This window comes from Stenotrophomonas sp. TWI602 (genome assembly GCF_039674045.1).
Lineage (GTDB): Bacteria > Pseudomonadota > Gammaproteobacteria > Xanthomonadales > Xanthomonadaceae > Stenotrophomonas.
Genome location: NZ_JBDJMT010000002.1, coordinates 161,721 through 177,798 on the forward strand (window position 1 = coordinate 161,721; position 16,078 = coordinate 177,798).

The 16,078-nt window shown below is 67.6% G+C and carries 15 protein-coding genes; 4 read left to right on the forward strand and 11 right to left on the reverse strand.

What is annotated here, in order from left to right:
- Nucleotides 1–30: 30 nt before the first annotated feature.
- Genes ABE483_RS03380 through ABE483_RS03390 form a run of 3 tightly spaced genes read right to left on the reverse strand, consistent with a single transcriptional unit; the run spans nt 31 to nt 3,070 of the window.
- Nucleotides 31–777 (reverse strand): pseudouridine synthase, encoded by a 747-nt coding sequence (locus tag ABE483_RS03380; protein WP_346481114.1) that lies wholly within the window; start codon nt 775–777, stop codon nt 31–33.
- Nucleotides 774–2,432 (reverse strand): ubiquinone biosynthesis regulatory protein kinase UbiB, encoded by a 1,659-nt coding sequence (ubiB, locus tag ABE483_RS03385; protein ID WP_346481115.1) that lies wholly within the window; start codon nt 2,430–2,432, stop codon nt 774–776. Before ubiB ends, ABE483_RS03380 begins: the two co-directional genes overlap by 4 nt.
- Nucleotides 2,429–3,070: an SCP2 sterol-binding domain-containing protein gene (locus tag ABE483_RS03390; RefSeq protein ID WP_019184871.1), complete on the reverse strand. Its 642-nt coding sequence runs from the start codon at nt 3,068–3,070 to the stop codon at nt 2,429–2,431. The genes ubiB and ABE483_RS03390 overlap by 4 nt, the downstream gene beginning before the upstream one ends.
- A gap of 126 nt (nt 3,071–3,196) precedes the next feature.
- Between ABE483_RS03390 and ddlA the strand changes: the two genes are divergently transcribed.
- Entirely contained in the window at nt 3,197–4,303 is a 1,107-nt protein-coding gene (gene ddlA, locus ABE483_RS03395) for a D-alanine--D-alanine ligase (RefSeq protein WP_346465399.1), read from the forward strand.
- Between the two features lie 81 nt (nt 4,304–4,384).
- Here ddlA and ABE483_RS03400 read toward each other — a convergent pair whose 3' ends face one another.
- The 3 genes from ABE483_RS03400 to oleC all read right to left on the reverse strand — a co-directional run bounded on the left by ABE483_RS03400 (nt 4,385) and on the right by oleC (nt 7,266).
- Nucleotides 4,385–4,540, reverse strand: coding sequence for a DUF1328 domain-containing protein (locus tag ABE483_RS03400; protein ID WP_019184873.1), 156 nt, complete (start codon nt 4,538–4,540; stop codon nt 4,385–4,387).
- A gap of 63 nt (nt 4,541–4,603) precedes the next feature.
- A complete protein-coding gene (oleD, locus tag ABE483_RS03405; protein ID WP_313208914.1) occupies nt 4,604–5,614 on the reverse strand; it encodes a 2-alkyl-3-oxoalkanoate reductase in 1,011 nt (336 codons plus the stop codon).
- Nucleotides 5,611–7,266 carry an olefin beta-lactone synthetase gene (oleC, locus tag ABE483_RS03410; RefSeq protein ID WP_346462725.1) on the reverse strand — a complete coding sequence of 552 codons (1,656 nt, stop codon included), beginning with the start codon at nt 7,264–7,266 and terminating at the stop codon, nt 5,611–5,613. Before oleC ends, oleD begins: the two co-directional genes overlap by 4 nt.
- A 117-nt stretch (nt 7,267–7,383) precedes the next feature.
- Between oleC and ABE483_RS03415 the strand changes: the two genes are divergently transcribed.
- Nucleotides 7,384–7,812 carry a YkgJ family cysteine cluster protein gene (locus tag ABE483_RS03415; protein WP_152154128.1) on the forward strand — a complete coding sequence of 143 codons (429 nt, stop codon included), beginning with the start codon at nt 7,384–7,386 and terminating at the stop codon, nt 7,810–7,812.
- Nucleotides 7,813–7,926: 114 nt separating this feature from the next.
- On the opposite strand, the gene ABE483_RS03420 is transcribed toward ABE483_RS03415, so the two are convergent.
- The 4 genes from ABE483_RS03420 to ABE483_RS03435 form a co-directional block, all read right to left on the reverse strand.
- Nucleotides 7,927–8,817 carry an alpha/beta fold hydrolase gene (locus tag ABE483_RS03420; protein ID WP_346462726.1) on the reverse strand — a complete coding sequence of 297 codons (891 nt, stop codon included), beginning with the start codon at nt 8,815–8,817 and terminating at the stop codon, nt 7,927–7,929.
- 81 nt (nt 8,818–8,898) lie between these two features.
- The gene (locus ABE483_RS03425) at nt 8,899–9,915 is read right to left on the reverse strand and encodes a 3-oxoacyl-ACP synthase III (protein ID WP_019184878.1); all 1,017 of its coding nucleotides are present in this window, start codon (nt 9,913–9,915) and stop codon (nt 8,899–8,901) included.
- Nucleotides 9,916–10,027: 112 nt separating this feature from the next.
- Nucleotides 10,028–10,345 (reverse strand): DUF4156 domain-containing protein, encoded by a 318-nt coding sequence (locus tag ABE483_RS03430; protein WP_046272272.1) that lies wholly within the window; start codon nt 10,343–10,345, stop codon nt 10,028–10,030.
- Nucleotides 10,346–10,472: 127 nt separating this feature from the next.
- The gene (locus ABE483_RS03435; RefSeq protein ID WP_346481116.1) at nt 10,473–13,364 is read right to left on the reverse strand and encodes a pitrilysin family protein; all 2,892 of its coding nucleotides are present in this window, start codon (nt 13,362–13,364) and stop codon (nt 10,473–10,475) included.
- 343 nt (nt 13,365–13,707) lie between these two features.
- On the opposite strand from ABE483_RS03435, the gene ABE483_RS03440 reads away from it, so the two are divergent.
- Both ABE483_RS03440 and trmL read left to right on the forward strand, forming a co-directional pair.
- Nucleotides 13,708–14,187, forward strand: a complete 480-nt coding sequence (locus tag ABE483_RS03440; RefSeq protein WP_346481117.1) for a hypothetical protein — start codon at nt 13,708–13,710, stop codon at nt 14,185–14,187.
- 43 nt (nt 14,188–14,230) lie between these two features.
- Complete coding sequence (gene trmL / locus ABE483_RS03445; RefSeq protein ID WP_346481118.1) at nt 14,231–14,710, forward strand: tRNA (uridine(34)/cytosine(34)/5-carboxymethylaminomethyluridine(34)-2'-O)-methyltransferase TrmL; 480 nt, start codon at nt 14,231–14,233, stop codon at nt 14,708–14,710.
- A gap of 123 nt (nt 14,711–14,833) precedes the next feature.
- Here trmL and ABE483_RS03450 read toward each other — a convergent pair whose 3' ends face one another.
- Nucleotides 14,834–15,997 carry an acyl-CoA dehydrogenase family protein gene (locus ABE483_RS03450; RefSeq protein WP_313212637.1) on the reverse strand — a complete coding sequence of 388 codons (1,164 nt, stop codon included), beginning with the start codon at nt 15,995–15,997 and terminating at the stop codon, nt 14,834–14,836.
- Nucleotides 15,998–16,078: the final 81 nt, after the last annotated feature.

Sequence of the window (16,078 nt, forward strand, 5' to 3'; positions counted from 1 at the left end):
TGTCGTGAAGTAGAGCCGACCGTTGGTCGGCTATCGCACGACCCAACCAAACAGATCCATCGCCTTGCAGAATTCGCCGTCCACGGGCGCGCTGATGTCCATCGGCGTGCCGTCCGGGTGCGGGAAGCGCAGGCGCTCGGCGTGCAGGAGCATGCGGTGGATGCCCTGCATGCGGAAGCTGCGGTTGTGGCGACCGTCGCCGTGGCTGGTGTCGCCGATCAGGTGATGCGAGAGGTGCTTGAGGTGGCGGCGGATCTGACGGAACCGACCGGTCTGCGGCTGGCAGCGCAGCAGGGCGTAACGTGAGGTCTCGAACTCGCCCATCGGAATGGCGATCTCGCCCACGGCGACGCGCTGGAAGTGGGTGATCGCCTGCTTCTTGACCGGCTTGCCGGGGCCGCCATCGAGGTCATGGTCGACGGTAAAGGCCTCGTCGGCCGGCCAGCCGCGGCAGATCGCGAGGTAATCCTTGGTGACGTCGCCGCCCATCAGCGATTTGCCGAGCACGCTGGCGCTTTCGCGATCAAAGGCGAGCAGCAGGCAGCCGCTGGTGGCGCGGTCCAGGCGGTGGACGAGGAAGATCGGCTTGCCGAGCTGTTCGCGCAGGCGGTCGGCGAGGAAGTCGTCTTCGCCCCGGGCGAGCTTGCTGTCGTGGACCATCAGCCCGGCGGGCTTGTTGACCACGGCAAGCTGGTCGTCCAGGTGCAGCAGTTGCAGGGGCGGAAGCGCAACAGGCGCCTCGGCGATGGCCTCTGCCTGCAGCTCGATCGCGCTCATCGGCGCCACCAGGCACTGGCCAGCGAGAACACGCCCGCCGCGCCGGTCACCCAGCTCCACACCGGGGCATCGCCGAAGTACCAGCCACCTGGCTGCAGGCCATACAGCACCGCAGCGACGATCATCAGGCCGACGCCGGCGATCGCGGCCACCGCGCGCTTCTGCAGCTTCTGCACGCTGACGTTCAGCGCCGCCAGATCGCGCGAGCGCATCGACAATTCGTGGTCGCCTTCCACCTGCTGGCGCAGCCAGGCGTGGACCAGGCGCGGCATGTCCGGCGTATGCGTCATGATTTCAGGCAGGCGCTTGCGCACTTCCTTGAGCACGCGGCGCGGGCTGTAACGCTCGCGCAGGATGCGTTCCAGCACCGGCCGCGCGACCGCCCAGATGTCCAGTTCCGGATCGAGCTGACGGCCGACACCTTCGATGTTGAGCAGTGTCTTCTGCAGCAGGATCAGCTGCGGCTGCAGCGTGAGCTCGTAGCGCTGGGCCACGCGGAACAGCTTGATCAGCACCTCGGCCAGCGAGATCTGCGACAGCGGGCGGGTGAAATAGGGTTCGCACACCGAACGCGCGGCCGCTTCGAGTTCATCGATGCGCACGTTGTTGGGCATCCAGCCGGCCTCGACATGCAGCGCGGCCATGCGCCGGTAATCCTTGTTGAAGATGGCCATGAAGTTCTCGGCCAGGTAGTACTGATCTTCTTCGGACAGCTGGCCCATGATGCCGAAATCCAGCGCGATGAAGCGCGGGTTGTCGCGGCGCGCCGGATCGGTGTCGACCCAGATATTGCCGGCGTGCGCATCGGCGTGGAAGAAGTTGTCGCGGAACACCTGGGTGTAGAACACCCGCACGCCCTTGGCGGCCAGCGCCTTGCGGTCGATGCCGGCCTTGTCCAGCGCGACGATGTCGTCCGAGGGAATGCCCCACACGCGCTCCAGGGTCAGCGCGCGCTCGGCGGTATGGCTCCAGATCACTTCCGGTACGTACAGATCGTCCGAGTCGATCCAGTTGCGGCGCAGCACGCTGGCATTGGCGCCTTCGCGCTGCAGGTCCAGCTCGGCGGCCAGGGTGTTTTCGACTTCGGCGACCACCTCGCGCGGGCGGATCTTGTCGGCGCGCGGGTGCGCGCGCTCGATCAGCGCGGCGGCCGACTTGAGCAGCGCGATGTCGGCGTCGATCTGCTTTTCGATGTCCGGGCGCAGCACCTTGACCACCACCTGGCGCCCATCGGCGAGCGTGGCCGCGTGCACCTGCGCGATCGAGGCCGAGGCCAGCGGCTGCAGATCGAAGCTGGCGAACGCTTCGCTGACCGGGCGGCCCAGCGCACGCTCGACGATGGCCTGCGCGGCGGCGCCATCAAACGGTTTGACCCGGTCCTGCAGCAGGGTGAGTTCGTTGGCGACATCGGCCGGGATCAGGTCACGGCGGGTGGAGAGGATCTGGCCGAATTTGACGAAGATCGGGCCCAGGTCCTGCAGCGCCAGGCGCAGGCGCGCACCGCGCGACTGTGCGGCGATGTCGGCCGAGGCACGTGGCACGAACGGCTTGGCCAGGCGCAGCCAGCGTTCGGCCGGGGTGCCCTGGAGCAGATCGTCGAGGCGGTAGCGCAGGATGATGCGGCCGATGCGGTTGGCCCGGAAGATCGCCTTCATGCGCCCACCTGCCGCAGGCGCTGGACGCGCACGGCCATGCGTTCAACGTCGTCGCGCATCACGTCCACATCGTCGTGGAAGGCATCCAGTTCTGCTCGGGGTACCACGTCGCGCGACTCCTCGGTGACAAATTCAGCGGCGCTGTGCGCCAGGTCGGACGCGCCGCGGCGGGCGTGCTGCAGTGCCGAGCGCAGGGTATTGGCGATCTGCACGCCCATGACCTCGCCGAACACGCGCACGAACGGCTGCTGCCAGTCCGGATCGAAACGGGTCGCCAGCTGCTGCAGGCGGCGGGCCAGCTCGGCATCGCCGGAGACCTTGACCCGCCCGGCCGGCGCATCACCGCCACGGCGTGCATTGGCCAGGAACGGCAGCTGGGCCAGCACCCCGCCCAGCGTGCTGCGCACGGCCAGGTCCGGCTCCTGCTGCGGATCGACCGGGCCGACCGTGAGCCGCTCACCGTCCACCCCGATCCGCATCGCCAACGCAGGCGATTCCAGGGTCAGGGCGATGTGGCGGCCATCCAGCGCGGCCAGCGCGCTGCGGGTGTCCGGGTCCAGCGCCAGCGCGCGGTTGAGCGTGAGCTGCAGCGCATTGCCAGCCAGCGGCTTGAGGGAAGAGAGCAGGGAACGGGCCATCACCGCATTCTACCGTGCCCCCTTGAACGGCGGGCGTCCGCGGGCATCACGCGTTGCGCGTTTTGCCATGCACCGCGCGCCGGTCCATCCTGTGTGGTTCCAGAAGAGGCAGGAGCGGCAACAGGCATGGGCAAGACCCGGGTAGGCATCATCTTCGGCGGCCGTTCGGCCGAGCACGAGGTCTCGCTGCAATCGGCGAAGAACATCCTCGATGCACTGGACAAGGACCGCTTCGAGGTCAGCCTGATCGGCATCGACAAGCAGGGCCAGTGGCACGTCAGCGACCCGCGCGACTTCCTGCTCAATGCCGGTGACCCGGCACGGATCGCGCTGCACCGCTCGGGCAATGCGGTGGCGGTGCGGCCGGGCCTGGAGCGCCAGCAGCTGGTCCCGACCGATCCGGCCACCGCGCTGGAGCAGATCGACGTGGTGTTCCCGATCGTGCACGGCACGCTGGGCGAGGATGGCTCGCTGCAGGGCCTGCTGCGCATGGCCAACCTGCCCTTCGTGGGCTCGGGCGTGCTCGGCTCGGCGGTGGCGATGGACAAGGACGTGGCCAAGCGCCTGCTGCGCGATGCCGGGCTGGCGGTGGCGCCGTTCGCCTGCTTCAACCGGGTCACGGCGGCCCGGGCCGATTACCCCGCGCTGGTCGCCGCGCTGGGCACGCCATTGTTCGTGAAGCCGGCCAACCAGGGCTCCTCGGTGGGCGTGAGCAAGGTGCGCACTGAAGCGGAATTCCATGCCGCGCTCGCGCTGGCACTCTCGTTCGATCACAAGGCGCTGGTGGAATCGGCGATCGACGGCCGCGAGATCGAATGCGCGGTGCTGGGCAACGAGCACCCCGAAGCCAGCGTCTGTGGCGAGGTGGTCGTGCACGATGATTTCTATTCCTACGACACCAAGTACATCAGCGAAAGCGGTGCGGACATCGTGGTGCCGGCGGCCATCACCGATGCGGAGCAGTCCCGTATCCGGGAAATCGCCGTGCAGGCCTACCAGGCACTGGATTGTGCCGGCCTGGCACGCGTGGATGTGTTCCTGACCTCGGCTGGCGAGGTGGTGATCAACGAGATCAACACGCTGCCCGGCTTCACCCGGATCAGCATGTACCCGAAGTTGTGGGCGGCCAGTGGGCTGGATTACACCGCGCTGATCACGCGGCTGCTGGAACTGGCGATGGCGCGGCACGCGCACGAGCGCGATCTGCGCAGCTCCATCGCAACGACGGCCTGAACATCGTTGCCGATGTCAGGCCGTCGTGATTTCCGCAGCGCGTCCCACGCCGGAGAGAGGTGGCGCGGGACGCGCCGGACACTAGGTCCGCTTGCGGAACATCGACACCACCGCCAGGATCAGGAAGACGACGAACAGGATCCAGGCAACGTTGCTGGCAGCGCCGGCAATGCCCGAGAAACCCAGTACCGCCGCGATGATGGCGATGACAAAAAAGATGACGGCGTAATGCAGCATGTCGACCCTCGCGTTGATGCGTGCCGGAGTTGGCGTGGGGCCATGTTCACCAACCTGCGGTGTTCAGGGAGTGATGGAATCCTGTGCGTTCGATGAAGATGCCAGCCGGGCCAGCCCTTCTTCGATGCTGACCCGGGGCACATAACCGAAGTCGCGGCGCGCCGGTTCCATGCTGTACCAGTGCGGGGTGCACAGCTGCTCGGCCAGGAAGCGCGTCATCGGCGGTTCGCCGCGCAGGCGCAGCAGCGGCCACAGCCGCTCGCAGACCGCGCCGATCCGGTAGGCCGCCTTGAAGCTGATCGACTTCCTCACCGGCGGGGCCTCCACGGCGGCCAGCAGCTTGTTGAGCAGCTCGCGCATCGGCAGCGGCTCGCCGTTGGAAATGAAGTACGCCCTGCCGGCGCAGGCCGCGCCCGGGGCCAGGTGTTCCAGAGCCAGGAAGTGGGCGAGTGCGGCGTTGTCGATGTAGGTGGTATCGACCTTGTTCTGCCCATCACCGACAAAGCGCAGGCGGCCGGCCCGGGCGCGCTCGGCCAGGCGCGGCACCAGCTGCTGGTCACCCGGGCCCCAGATCAGCCGGGGCCGCAACGCGACGGTGGCCAGCTGCGCATCGTTGGCGGCCAGCACGCGCTGCTCGGCGATGGCCTTGGTGGCCGCATACGGTGCCTGGAAGTTTTCGCCATACGGCACCTCGTCCGCACCCAGGCCCTCGACCGGATGGGTGGCGCGATGGGTCACGCTGGGCGTGGAGGTGTAGACCAGCTTGCCCACGCCGTGCGCGCGGCAGGCCGCGATGACGTTGTCGGTGCCGACCACGTTGGCCTGGTGGTAGCTGTCATAGCTGCCCCACGCACCGGCCTTGGCCCCGTTGTGGAGGACCGCATCGACCCCGGCCACCGCATGCATTACTGCCTGCGCATCGGCCAGATCACCGCGGATCTGGCCCACGCCCATCGCCTGCAGCGCGGGGTAATGGCCGCGGTTGAACGCCAGTACCTGGTGACCGCGCTCGATCAGCCCCTTGCACAGGGCCTGGCCGAGGAAGCCGCCGCCACCGGTCACGAGGATCTTCATGCGTGCTGCTCCAGTTGCGCGGTGGCCCAGACCGCGAGCTTCTCGCGGCCGATCTTTGCGTTGTGGCGGATGTCGACCGGGAAGCCCGGGTGGAGCAGGAAGCGCTCGATGCGCGCGGTATGCGCGTGCGCGGCGGCCTCGCGGCGCAGCCGCTCGACCAGCGCGGGGGAATCGACGGTACCGGGCAGCAGCTCGTAGCACAGCACCGGCACCTGCCGGCCCGGTGCACCCACGCCGACCAGCGCGGTGCGGGCGAGGCCATCGAGCGCGTTGAACACCGGCTCGACCTGCTCGGTGTAGAGCGGGCCCTGCGCGGTTTCCACGCGCTGGGTCTTGCGCCCACAGAACCACAGCCGGCCCTGCGCATCGAAGTAGCCGACATCGCCCATCCGGTGCACGACACGCGTGCTGCCATCGGCCAGGGTTTCGGTGATCTTCGCCGCCGCGGTGGCCTGCGGGCGGTTGAAGTAGCTGTCGGTGGCGGTCGGGCCGGCCACGGTGATCTCGCCCACCTCGCCGGCGGCCAGCACGCGCGCCTGCGACCAGCCCGGCAGCGGCGCGTCATCGATGGCGATGATGCGCACCTCGTTCGGCGCGACCACGCGGCCGACACAGGTGCCCGCGCCGGCCTCGGTGGCCTGGCGGGTGTTCTCCAGCTCGCGGCCTTCGATCACGGCCACCGGCAGGCACTCGGTGGCGCCGTAGGGGGTCCAGAACTGGGCGTCATCGGGCAGCAGGCGGCGGATGCGCGCGACCACGTCGGGCGGCACCGGCGCACCGGCCGAGGTCACCCGGCGCACGCTCGGCAGCGGCTGGCCGTGATCGGCCAGCACCCGCATCAGCGCCGGCGAGCCGAACAGCTGGGTGACGCCGAAGCGGTTGATGGCGTCATGCAGCTTGCGCGGATCGGCCTGGGCCGGGCGGGTCGGGTCCATGTCCGGGATCACCGAGGTCAGCCCCAGCGCCGGATCGAACAGCGCGAACGGCGGGAAGGTCGGCAGGTCCACCCCGCCCGGCGCCATCCCGAAGGCGGCGCGCAGCAGCTCGACCTGGCCGACGAAATGACGGTGGCGGTAGACCACGCCCTTGGGCACGCCGGTGGAGCCGCTGGTGAACAGGATCGCCGCGACATCCTCGCCATCGGTCGGGGCCAGCGCAGGTGCCGCCGTGGCGCCCTGGGCTTCCAGCCGGGCCAGGGTGGTGCCACCCCAGCCCCAGCGACGGCCGACGGTCACCAGCAGACGCGCAGAGCGGCACCAGCGCAGCACCAGGCGCGCCATGTGGGCCAGGCCGATGCCGATGAAGGCCTCCGGCTGCGCCTCGTCCAGGCATTGCTTCAGCGCGCGCTTGTCGATGCCCGGGTCGACCAGCACCGGGACCGCGCCGTTCTTGAACAGCGCGAACATCAGCAGGAAGAATTCCGGCGAGGGCCGCACCATCACCACCGCGCGCACGCCGCGGCCGATGCCGTGCGCGGCCAGCCCGGCCGCCATCGCATCGCTGCGGGCGTTGAGGGTGCGGTAATCCAGGGTGACGTCATAACGCGCCATGCCGCCGGGCCCGGGCTTGCCGGGGCAGCGGATGGCGATCTGGTCGGGGCGTTCACGGGCCAGCTCGGGCAGGCGCGCGGCGATATTGATGGCGCTGTTCATCCGTTCATTGTCGCCGCTGCAGAAAAATCTTGCGCGCCGGCCAAGGGCGTGGAAAATTCGCGGCCTTCCCACCCATCCACGCATGGCGTGGATCTACGTGTATTCAGCCGGTGCCCCATGCCCCATCCCTGCCTCACCTGCGGCGCCTGCTGCACCCAATACCGTGTGGCCTTCCACTGGATGGAATCGGACGAGGTCACCCCCGGTGGCGTCCCGCACGAGCTCACCCAGGTGCTGGACCCGCACCGGCTGTGCATGCGCGGCACGCTGTCCAAGCCGGTGTACTGCGTGGCGCTGGATGCGGAGATCGGCGTGTACTCGCGCTGCAGCATCCACCCCAACCGCCCCAGCGTCTGCCGTGAGGTGGATGCCTCGTGGGAGTACGGCAAGGCCAGCCCCCAGTGCGACAAGGCGCGCGTGGCGCACGGCATGCCGGCGCTGACCCTGGCCGATTGGCGCTGGCGGGACGAGGCGGACAATGACGATGATCATCCCGATGACAACGGCAATTCCCCGGCACCGCCGCAGGCACCGATCGCAGCGTAGTTGGGGGCGCCGGGTGTTATGACGCCGGGGCAGAAGCAGCCGACCAGAAAGCAGCCGACCAACGGTCGGCTCTACCGACGGGGTCGGATGCGACCCAGCGTCAATACCAACGGCTCAGATCGGGTTCGCGTCCAGAAACGCGCGGATCTTCGGCACCAGCACCTCGTGCTTGTCTTCCAGCACGTAATGCCCGGCATCCTCGAAGGCATGCACCTGCGCCTGCGGCAGTGCGGCCTGGAAGCCGGCCAGGAAGTGGTGGTCGAACACGAAGTCACGCAGGCCCCAGCCGATGAAGGCCGGGCGGTCGGCGAACGAAGGCAGCGCCTCACCGGCGCGCGCCAGCAGCGACCAGGCCTTGTCGGCCGGTGACAGCGGGATGTCCTGCATGAAGCGGATGGTGCTGATGCGGTTGGCGTAGCTGTTGTACGGCGACACGTAGGCGCGGCGCACCTCGGCCGGCATCTTCCGCTCCACGCCCAGCCACGAGGCACCGGACGAGAAGGCGTTGAAGGTGCGGATGATCCACTCACCCACCGTCCAGTGGCGGCCCAGCGCGATCTGCCACGGCATTTTCTTCGCGGCCGGCATCGGGAAGGCGGCGGTGTTGAGCACCACCAGGCGCTTGACCTGCGCGTGGTGCGACAGCGCCCAGCCGAAGCCGATCATGCCGCCCCAGTCGTGCACGGCCAGGGTCACCGGGCCGGTGATGCCCAGGTGCGCGAGCAGCGCGTCGAGGTCATCCACGCGCGACTGCAGGGTGTAGTCGTAGTGCGCGTCATCGGGCTTGTCCGACAGGCCCATGCCGATATGGTCCGGCACGATGCAGCGGTATCTGTCCGACAACCCGGCCACCAGGGTGCGCCAGTAATAGCTCCACGACGGATTGCCGTGGACCATCACCACCACCTCGCCATCGCGCGGGCCTTCGTCGAGATAGTTCATCGACAGGCCGGGGCGCACCTCGAAGCGGTGCGGATGGGCGGGGTAACCGGGCAGCTGGGGCATGCAAACGCACCTGTGAAAAGGGCCGGCAGAACCGGCCCTTGATGTTCAATTCCAACGCCGCAGCAGCCTGCGGCGACTGGTTTACCAGACCACTTCGGCCATCGAGCAGTTCAGGCCCGAGCCGATGCCGAGCAGCGCGATGCGATCGCCCTTCTTCAGCTTGCCCAGCTGCTTGAGCTTGCTCAGCACGATCGGCACCGAAGCCGGGCCGATGTTGCCGTGCTCGCCGAAGATCGTCATCACCTTCTTCGGGTCGATGCCGAAGTTCTTGATGAAGGCGGCGGTGTGCGGCTGGCTGACCTGGTGGATGACGAACTGGTCCAGTTCCTCCACGGCCCAGCCCAGCGCTTCACGGGCGGCCACGAAGGTCTTCTGTGCCAGCTTGATGCCTTCGATCAGCAGCATGCGGGTGTCGGTGACCATGCGGTCCAGGTTGCCCCGGCACAGCTGGTTCCACTCGGTGGCCGAGCGGGTCACGCCACCGCGGTAACGCGGGGCATCGGGCACCAGCTCGGTGCGCGCCATGACCATCGCCGCGGCACCGCAGCCCAGGGTCAGCGCGGCCATCTCGTTGCGGAAGTCATCGGCGGTCACGCCCGGCAGGGCCATGCGCTCGAGGGTCTTCTCGTACACCAGGTTGGCGGTTTCACCGTCGACGATCAGCGCGTAGTCGATCTCGCCGCGTTCGAGCATGCGGGCGGCGATGTCCATGCCGTTGATGAAGGCCAGGCAGGCATTGGCGACGTCGAAGGTCATGCATTCATCGCCGACCCCCAGGTTGCCCGAGACGATGCTGGCCGTGGACGGCTCCAGGTAGTCGCGGCTGACCGAGGTGTTGACCAGCAGGCCGATCTTGTCGGCGCCGATCCCGGCGTCTTCCAGTGCTTTGCGGGCGGCCAGCGTGGCGGCGTCGGAGGCCAGCATGTCGGCATCCCACAGGCGGCGGGCGTGGATGCCCGCGATATCGCCGAGCACATCGGTACGGATGCCAAGTCGATCCAGCGTCGGCTTCAGCCGTTCGTTGATTTCCTTGGACGTCAGCGTGTGCGGCGCGTCGATGTGCGCCAAGCCGGCGATCGATACATTCTTGAAGAGCATCAGTTAGCGCCAAGGCTCAGGCAAAGGGGGCGCTATTGTAAGCCGGCACGGCTTTCACCGCACCTTTACGAATTCACGCCCGGGCGTATGGTCCGGGCGCGGGGTGAAGGGTTCAGCGTGGCGGGCACTGGAAGGCCAGGAAACGTTGGCTGCCATCGGCGGGCAGGCCCGAGGCCTGCACGGCGTTGGCACCGGCGCTGGGCGCCTCGTTGCGGGCCAGGGTTTCCAGCTCCTCCTGCACGCGCAGCGGGTTGCGGTTGTAGAAGCCGACCTTGCTCTTCACGGTCACCACCACCTCGCCCTTGCTCTGGCAGCCGCTGGGAACCGCACCGGCCGGCAGCACGCGGACCGTCTTGCCGGAGGACTCGATCGGCACCCAGGTGCAGGCGGAAACGCTGAGGATCAGGGCGGACAGAAGCAGAATGCGCATGGACAAGGCCTGGCTGGAATACGTAAGGGAGTGTGCGGGAAACAACTGAATCGGGGGTGATCAGGGGCCGGGATGGTTCCCGGCACCTGAGGGGCGGGCCAGCGCGATGGCTGACCCGCTGTCGGCATCACCGGGCCTTGGGGGCCGCGGCCGGGGCCGCCGCCGCCGGAGCAGCCGGAGCCACCACCTTGCCTTCGGCATCGATCACCTGCACCTGGCCGAGGTTGAGCGCACGCACCGGTGCCTCGGTCTGCTTGAGGTCACCGACCACCACCCAGGTCAGCGCGTTCGGGTCCAGCGTGGCCGCGGCCTGCTGCACCTGGGCCGGGGTCATCGCCTCGATCTCGGCCTTGCGCTGGACCACATAGTCGTCCGGGCGCTGGTAACGCACGATCCCGCTGATGGTCCCCATCACCGCGCTGGCGGTCTCGTAGGCGCCGGGCAGGCTCAGGTTCTGGATGTTGCGGATGCGCGCCACTTCGGCCGGGGTGGCCGGCTTGGTACCGCTGGCGAACTCGGCGATCTCCTTGCGCATCTCCTGCATCGCCTCGGCGGTCTTGTCGATCTGCACCGGTGCGCGGGCGCCCCACGGGCGCTGGCCCAGGGTGTTGCTGGCGCTGCTGCCGGCACCGTAGGACCAGTGCTTCTGCTCACGCAGGTTCATGTTCAGGCGCGAGGTGAAGTCCCCGCCGAGCACGCCATTGGCGATGTCGAAGCGGGTCGAACCCGGGTCCTTGGACGAGGGCACCACCTGGCTGGCGAACAGGTTGGCCTGCACCGCGCCCGGCTGGTCGATCAGGTACACCCGGGCCTGGGTCGGCCGTGCCACGTCCACCGGGGCCTTGACCTGCGGCGCCGGACCCTCGGCCTTCCAATTGCCGAGCTGGCGTTCCAGCAAGGGCACGATTTCCTTCAACGTGGTATCGCCGACCACGATCAGGGTGCCCTGCTCCGGGCGCAGCCAATCGCGGTGGAAATCGACCAGGTCTTCGCGGGTCATGGACTGGATGTCCACTTCATTGCCGCTGCCGGTGAACGGGATCGCATACGGATGACCGGCGCCGTACAGCAGGGTCGGCATCACGCGCATCGCAACCGCGCTGGGGTTGACCTTCTCCTGCTGGATGCCGGCGATCCAGGTGGCCTTGACGCGATCGATCTCGGCCTGGTCGAAGCGCGGCTGGCGCAGCATGTCCGCATACAGGGCCAGCGACGGGGCCAGGTTTTCCTTCAGCGCGGACAGGTACACGCTGGTGCTGTCCAGCGAGGCGGAGGCATCGAGCTTGGCACCCAGTGCATCGGCGGCATCGGCGAACGGCAGCGCGCCGAGCTTGCCGGCGCCCTCGGTGAGCAGCCCCATGGTGAAGTTGGCGGTGCCGGACTTGCGGCCCTGGTCGGCGGTGAAGCCACCCGGGAACTCATAACTGAACTGCACGACCGGGATGTCGTGACGCTCGGCGAGGATCACCTGGGTGCCGTTCTTCAGCGTGGCGCGGTGCAGTTCCGGGAATTTCAGATCCGGGAAGGTCTTGGTCTGCGGCACGCCGGTGCTGCGGTCGACCTGCTTGGCCAGGGTCGTGAAGCTGGGGTCCACGGCGGGCACGGTGAACGGCTTGGGCGTTTCCGAAGGCAGTTCGGCCAGCGCAACGCGCGCGCCCGGCTCGACCACGATGGTGTGGTCGCCGGCGCCCAGCCACTTGGCACCGACATCGCGCACCTGCGCGGCAGTGGCCCCATCGATGGTGGCCAGCGACGTGCGGAAGCAGCCCGGGTCGCCTTCGTACACGGTGCACTCGGCCAGCGCGTCGGCCTTGCCGCCGAAGCCACCGATGCGCTCGATGCCGCGGATGAACCCGGCGCGGAAGGCGGTCTTGCCACGGCTGAGCTCATCGGCGGTCGGACCGTCCCTGGTCAGGCGCTTCACCTCTTCATCGATGATCGCCTCGACCTTGGCCGGGTCCACGCCCTGCTTCACGCTGGCCATGATCACGAAGTTGGAGCCCAGCTGCGAGCTGTAGGCGCCGGCGCTGATGTTGTCCACCAGCTTGTCCTGGTGCAGCAGGCGCTGATCCAGACGCGAGGACTTCGCACCGCCGAGGACCTGCGCGAACAACTGCAGCTGGTCGATGTCGGTGGTGCCGACCTGGGCGACGTTCCACGCGCGATAGATGCGCGCCTGCGGCACCTTGTCGGTCATCACTTCGCGCGTGCTCTTCTCGCGCTTGGCCACGTCCACCTTGGGCTGGGCCATGCTCGGGCCGGCCGGGATGTCGCCGAAGTACCTGGCGACCTTTTCTTTCGCGGTGGCCACGTCGATGTCACCGGCCAGCACCAGCACGGCATTGTTGGGGCCGTACCAGGTGCGGAACCACGTTTTCACGTCGTCCAGCGAGGCCGCGTTGAGATCGTTCATCGAGCCGATCACGCTGTGGTGATACGGATGGCCTTCCGGATACATCGCGCGGGTCAGCTTTTCCCAGACCTGTCCATACGGCTGGTTCTCGCCCTGGCGCTTCTCGTTCTGGACCACACCACGCTGTTCGTCCAGGGCCGCCTGGTCGATCGCGCCGAGCAGATGGCCCATGCGGTCGGACTCCATCCACAGCGCCATGTCCAGCGCGGTGGTCGGCACGTTCTCGAAGTAATTGGTGCGATCGGTGTTGGTGGTGCCGTTCTGGCCGGTGACACCCACCTGCTTGAAGGGCTCGAAATACTCGCCGTCGTGGTTCTCGCTGCCCTGGAACATCAGGTGTTCAAACAGGTGCGCAAAGCCGGTGCGGCCGGCCGGTTCGTCCTTGCTGCCCACGTGGTACCAGATGTTGACGGCCACGATCGGCGCCTTGCGGTCGGTGTGCACCACCACGCGCAGGCCATTGGGCAGGGTGAACTGCTCGAACGGAATATCGACCTTGGCCACCGTGGCCGGCTTGGCCAGGACCGGTGCCGGCGCGAGTGAGCCCAGTGCGGCGGAGAGCGCTACAGCCAGCAGCGCGGCACGCGGTCGAAGTTGGACGGCCATTCCGGTTCCTTGGTCATGAAAGTGAAGCCGGATGCTAGCGCGCCGTCCGGGCAAAAGGCATCGGCCAACAGTCATTGGGGGGGAAACGGACAGCGCACACGCCTGCCAGCGGACACCTGTCCGGACGGCGGACACCCCCATTCCCCCGAAAAATCCTTTGAAATCAACGTTGAAAAGTTGGCACGCGTCCTGCGTGGTACTGGGCGAAGGAAACAGGGATCAAACCGAAACTGACTGGACGCTGAACAAAACCAAGAAAGACCAAATTGTTCTTGCAAGCCCCGAATCGGTGTACTACCTTACTACCACACCACTGCTCACCAACACTAAACAGGACCTCGCCATGAACACCAAGACGCTCGCCATCGCCATCGCCCTCGCCGCCGGCTCCGCATTTGCTTCGTCGGTGCAGGCCGCTCCCGCCATCGTCACCCTGGACACCGTGCAGGTCCGCCCGTCGGCCGACCAGATCGCCCAGGCCGAGGTTGAGCGCACCAGCAGCATCCCGACCCTGGCCGTCGTGGAAGTGCGCCCGACTGTCGGCCTGATCGCCGATTACCGCGCCGAACTGGCCGCCAACCGCCGCGTCACCACGCTGGCCGCCGTTGAAGTGCGCCCGACCGCCGAACAGCGCCAGGCCCTGGCTGCCGAGCAGACCCGTGACCGCGGCTACGTCGCCACCTTCACCGCTGCCGCCACCGCCGTCGCCAACGAAGTGATCATCAACCTGCCGACCCTGCAGGTGCGTCCGTCGGCTGCCGATCTGCAGGCCCTGGCCCTGGAAACCGCCGCTGCCGCCGCCTCGACCCTGATCCGCCAGTAAGCCGTAGCTGCGGTCCCCCGCAGCCACGGCGTACACTTCGCCGATGACTGCCACGCCCACGTTCCATGTCGTTCTGTTCCAACCCGAAATCCCGCCGAACACCGGCAATGTGATCCGCCTCTGCGCCAACACCGGCGCGCGGCTGCACCTGATCGAGCCGCTCGGTTTCGACCTGAGCGACAAGCAGCTCAAGCGCGCCGGCCTGGACTATCACGAATACGCCCGACTGCAGGTCCATCCAGATCTTGAGACCGCCCTGCAGGTGATTGCGCCCAAGCGCCTGTTCGCGCTGAGTACCCGCGGCAGCGTGCGTTACGACACCCAGCAGTTTGAAGATGGCGATGCCTTCCTGTTCGGCCCGGAAACCCGCGGCCTGCCCCAGGACCTGCTCGACAGCCTGCCCCACGGCCGCCGCCTGCGCCTGCCGATGCAACCGGGCAACCGCAGCCTCAATCTGTCCAACACTGTCGCGGTGGTGATGTACGAGGCGTGGCGCCAGAACGGGTTTGCCGGCGGGGAATAAGATGCCGTGCCGACCAACGGTCGGCACCTACCGGTGACACAGGCACCTGCCGGCCGCGTAGCACCTGACCGTTGGTGTAGCACCTGACCGTTGGTGTAGCACCTGACCGTTGGTCAGGTGACCTCAGAACGCATTGATCCCGGTCAGCTCGCGCCCGATCACCAGCTGATGCACGGTCTCGGTGCCCTCGTAGGTGATCACCGATTCCAGATTGAGTGCATGCCGGATCGCCACATGCTCGGTGGTGATGCCGGCGCCACCGAGCAGGTCGCGGCACTCGCGCGCGATGTCGATGGCCATGCGGCAGTTGTTCCACTTGGCCAGGCTCACCTGCTGCGGCTGCAGCTGCCCGGCGTCCTTCAGGCGCCCCAGCTGCAAGGCCAGCAGCTGCGCGGTGGTGATCCGCCGCGCCATGTCGGCCAGCTTGATCTGCGCACTCTGCGTGGCCGCTACCGGCCGGCCAAACAGCACGCGCTGCTTGGTGTAAGCCAGCGCTTCATCCAGGCAGGCCACCGCGGCACCGATCGGGCCCCAGCTGATGCCATAACGCGCCTGGTTCAAACAGCCCAGCGGGCCTTTGAGGCCCTGCACGTTGGGCAGGCGGTTACGGTCGGGCACGCGCACATTGTCGAAGAACAGCGCGCCGGTGAGCGAGGCACGCAGGCTCATCTTGTGCTTGATCTCCTGCGTGCTGTAGCCGGCCATGCCCTTCTCGAGCACGAAGCCCTGGATGCCGTCTTCGGTGTGTGCCCAGACGATGGCGATGTCCGCCACCGGCCCGCTGGTGATCCACATCTTGCTGCCGTTGATCAGCCAGTCACTGCCATCGCGCACCGCGCGGGTCTTCATCGCCGCCGGATCGGAGCCGCCATGCGCCTCGGTCAGGCCGAAGCAGCCGATCACCTTGCCGGTGGCCATGTCCGGCAACCAGCGCAGGCGCTGTTCTTCGCTGCCGTAGGCGTAGATCGGGTACATGCACAGCGAGCTCTGCACCGAGACGAAACTGCGCAGGCCCGAATCGCCACGCTCCAGTTCCTGGCAGATCAAGCCGTAACTCACCGCGTTCAGTCCGCCGCCGCCGTACTGCTCGGGCAGGCTGGAGCCGAGCAGACCCAGTGCAGCGATCTCGGGGATCAGTTCGTCCGGAAAGCGACCTTCATCAAATGCATCACCGATGATCGGCAGCACCCGGGTATCAGTGAAGCGCGCCACTGTCGCCTGCACCGCGCGCTCCTCCTCGCTCAGCAGCGAACGGATATCGAACAGATCGAACGGATTGAGTGACATGGCATCCCGGCAGGTGGCGGTGGAACAGGCCCCCATTGTGGTCGTTGTGCAGGAAGCGGCCAAGGGACGGCGCCGCAGCGC

Coding starts and splice junctions, on each gene's coding strand:
- ABE483_RS03380 (WP_346481114.1), bottom strand. CDS start 777: ATGAGCGCGATCGAGCTGCAGGCAGAGGCCATCGCCGAGGCGCCTGTT.
- ubiB (WP_346481115.1), bottom strand. CDS start 2,432: ATGAAGGCGATCTTCCGGGCCAACCGCATCGGCCGCATCATCCTGCGC.
- ABE483_RS03390 (WP_019184871.1), bottom strand. CDS start 3,070: ATGGCCCGTTCCCTGCTCTCTTCCCTCAAGCCGCTGGCTGGCAATGCG.
- ddlA (WP_346465399.1), top strand. CDS start 3,197: ATGGGCAAGACCCGGGTAGGCATCATCTTCGGCGGCCGTTCGGCCGAG.
- ABE483_RS03400 (WP_019184873.1), bottom strand. CDS start 4,540: ATGCTGCATTACGCCGTCATCTTTTTTGTCATCGCCATCATCGCGGCG.
- oleD (WP_313208914.1), bottom strand. CDS start 5,614: ATGAAGATCCTCGTGACCGGTGGCGGCGGCTTCCTCGGCCAGGCCCTG.
- oleC (WP_346462725.1), bottom strand. CDS start 7,266: ATGAACAGCGCCATCAATATCGCCGCGCGCCTGCCCGAGCTGGCCCGT.
- ABE483_RS03415 (WP_152154128.1), top strand. CDS start 7,384: ATGCCCCATCCCTGCCTCACCTGCGGCGCCTGCTGCACCCAATACCGT.
- ABE483_RS03420 (WP_346462726.1), bottom strand. CDS start 8,817: ATGCCCCAGCTGCCCGGTTACCCCGCCCATCCGCACCGCTTCGAGGTG.
- ABE483_RS03425 (WP_019184878.1), bottom strand. CDS start 9,915: ATGCTCTTCAAGAATGTATCGATCGCCGGCTTGGCGCACATCGACGCG.
- ABE483_RS03430 (WP_046272272.1), bottom strand. CDS start 10,345: ATGCGCATTCTGCTTCTGTCCGCCCTGATCCTCAGCGTTTCCGCCTGC.
- ABE483_RS03435 (WP_346481116.1), bottom strand. CDS start 13,364: ATGGCCGTCCAACTTCGACCGCGTGCCGCGCTGCTGGCTGTAGCGCTC.
- ABE483_RS03440 (WP_346481117.1), top strand. CDS start 13,708: ATGAACACCAAGACGCTCGCCATCGCCATCGCCCTCGCCGCCGGCTCC.
- trmL (WP_346481118.1), top strand. CDS start 14,231: ATGACTGCCACGCCCACGTTCCATGTCGTTCTGTTCCAACCCGAAATC.
- ABE483_RS03450 (WP_313212637.1), bottom strand. CDS start 15,997: ATGTCACTCAATCCGTTCGATCTGTTCGATATCCGTTCGCTGCTGAGC.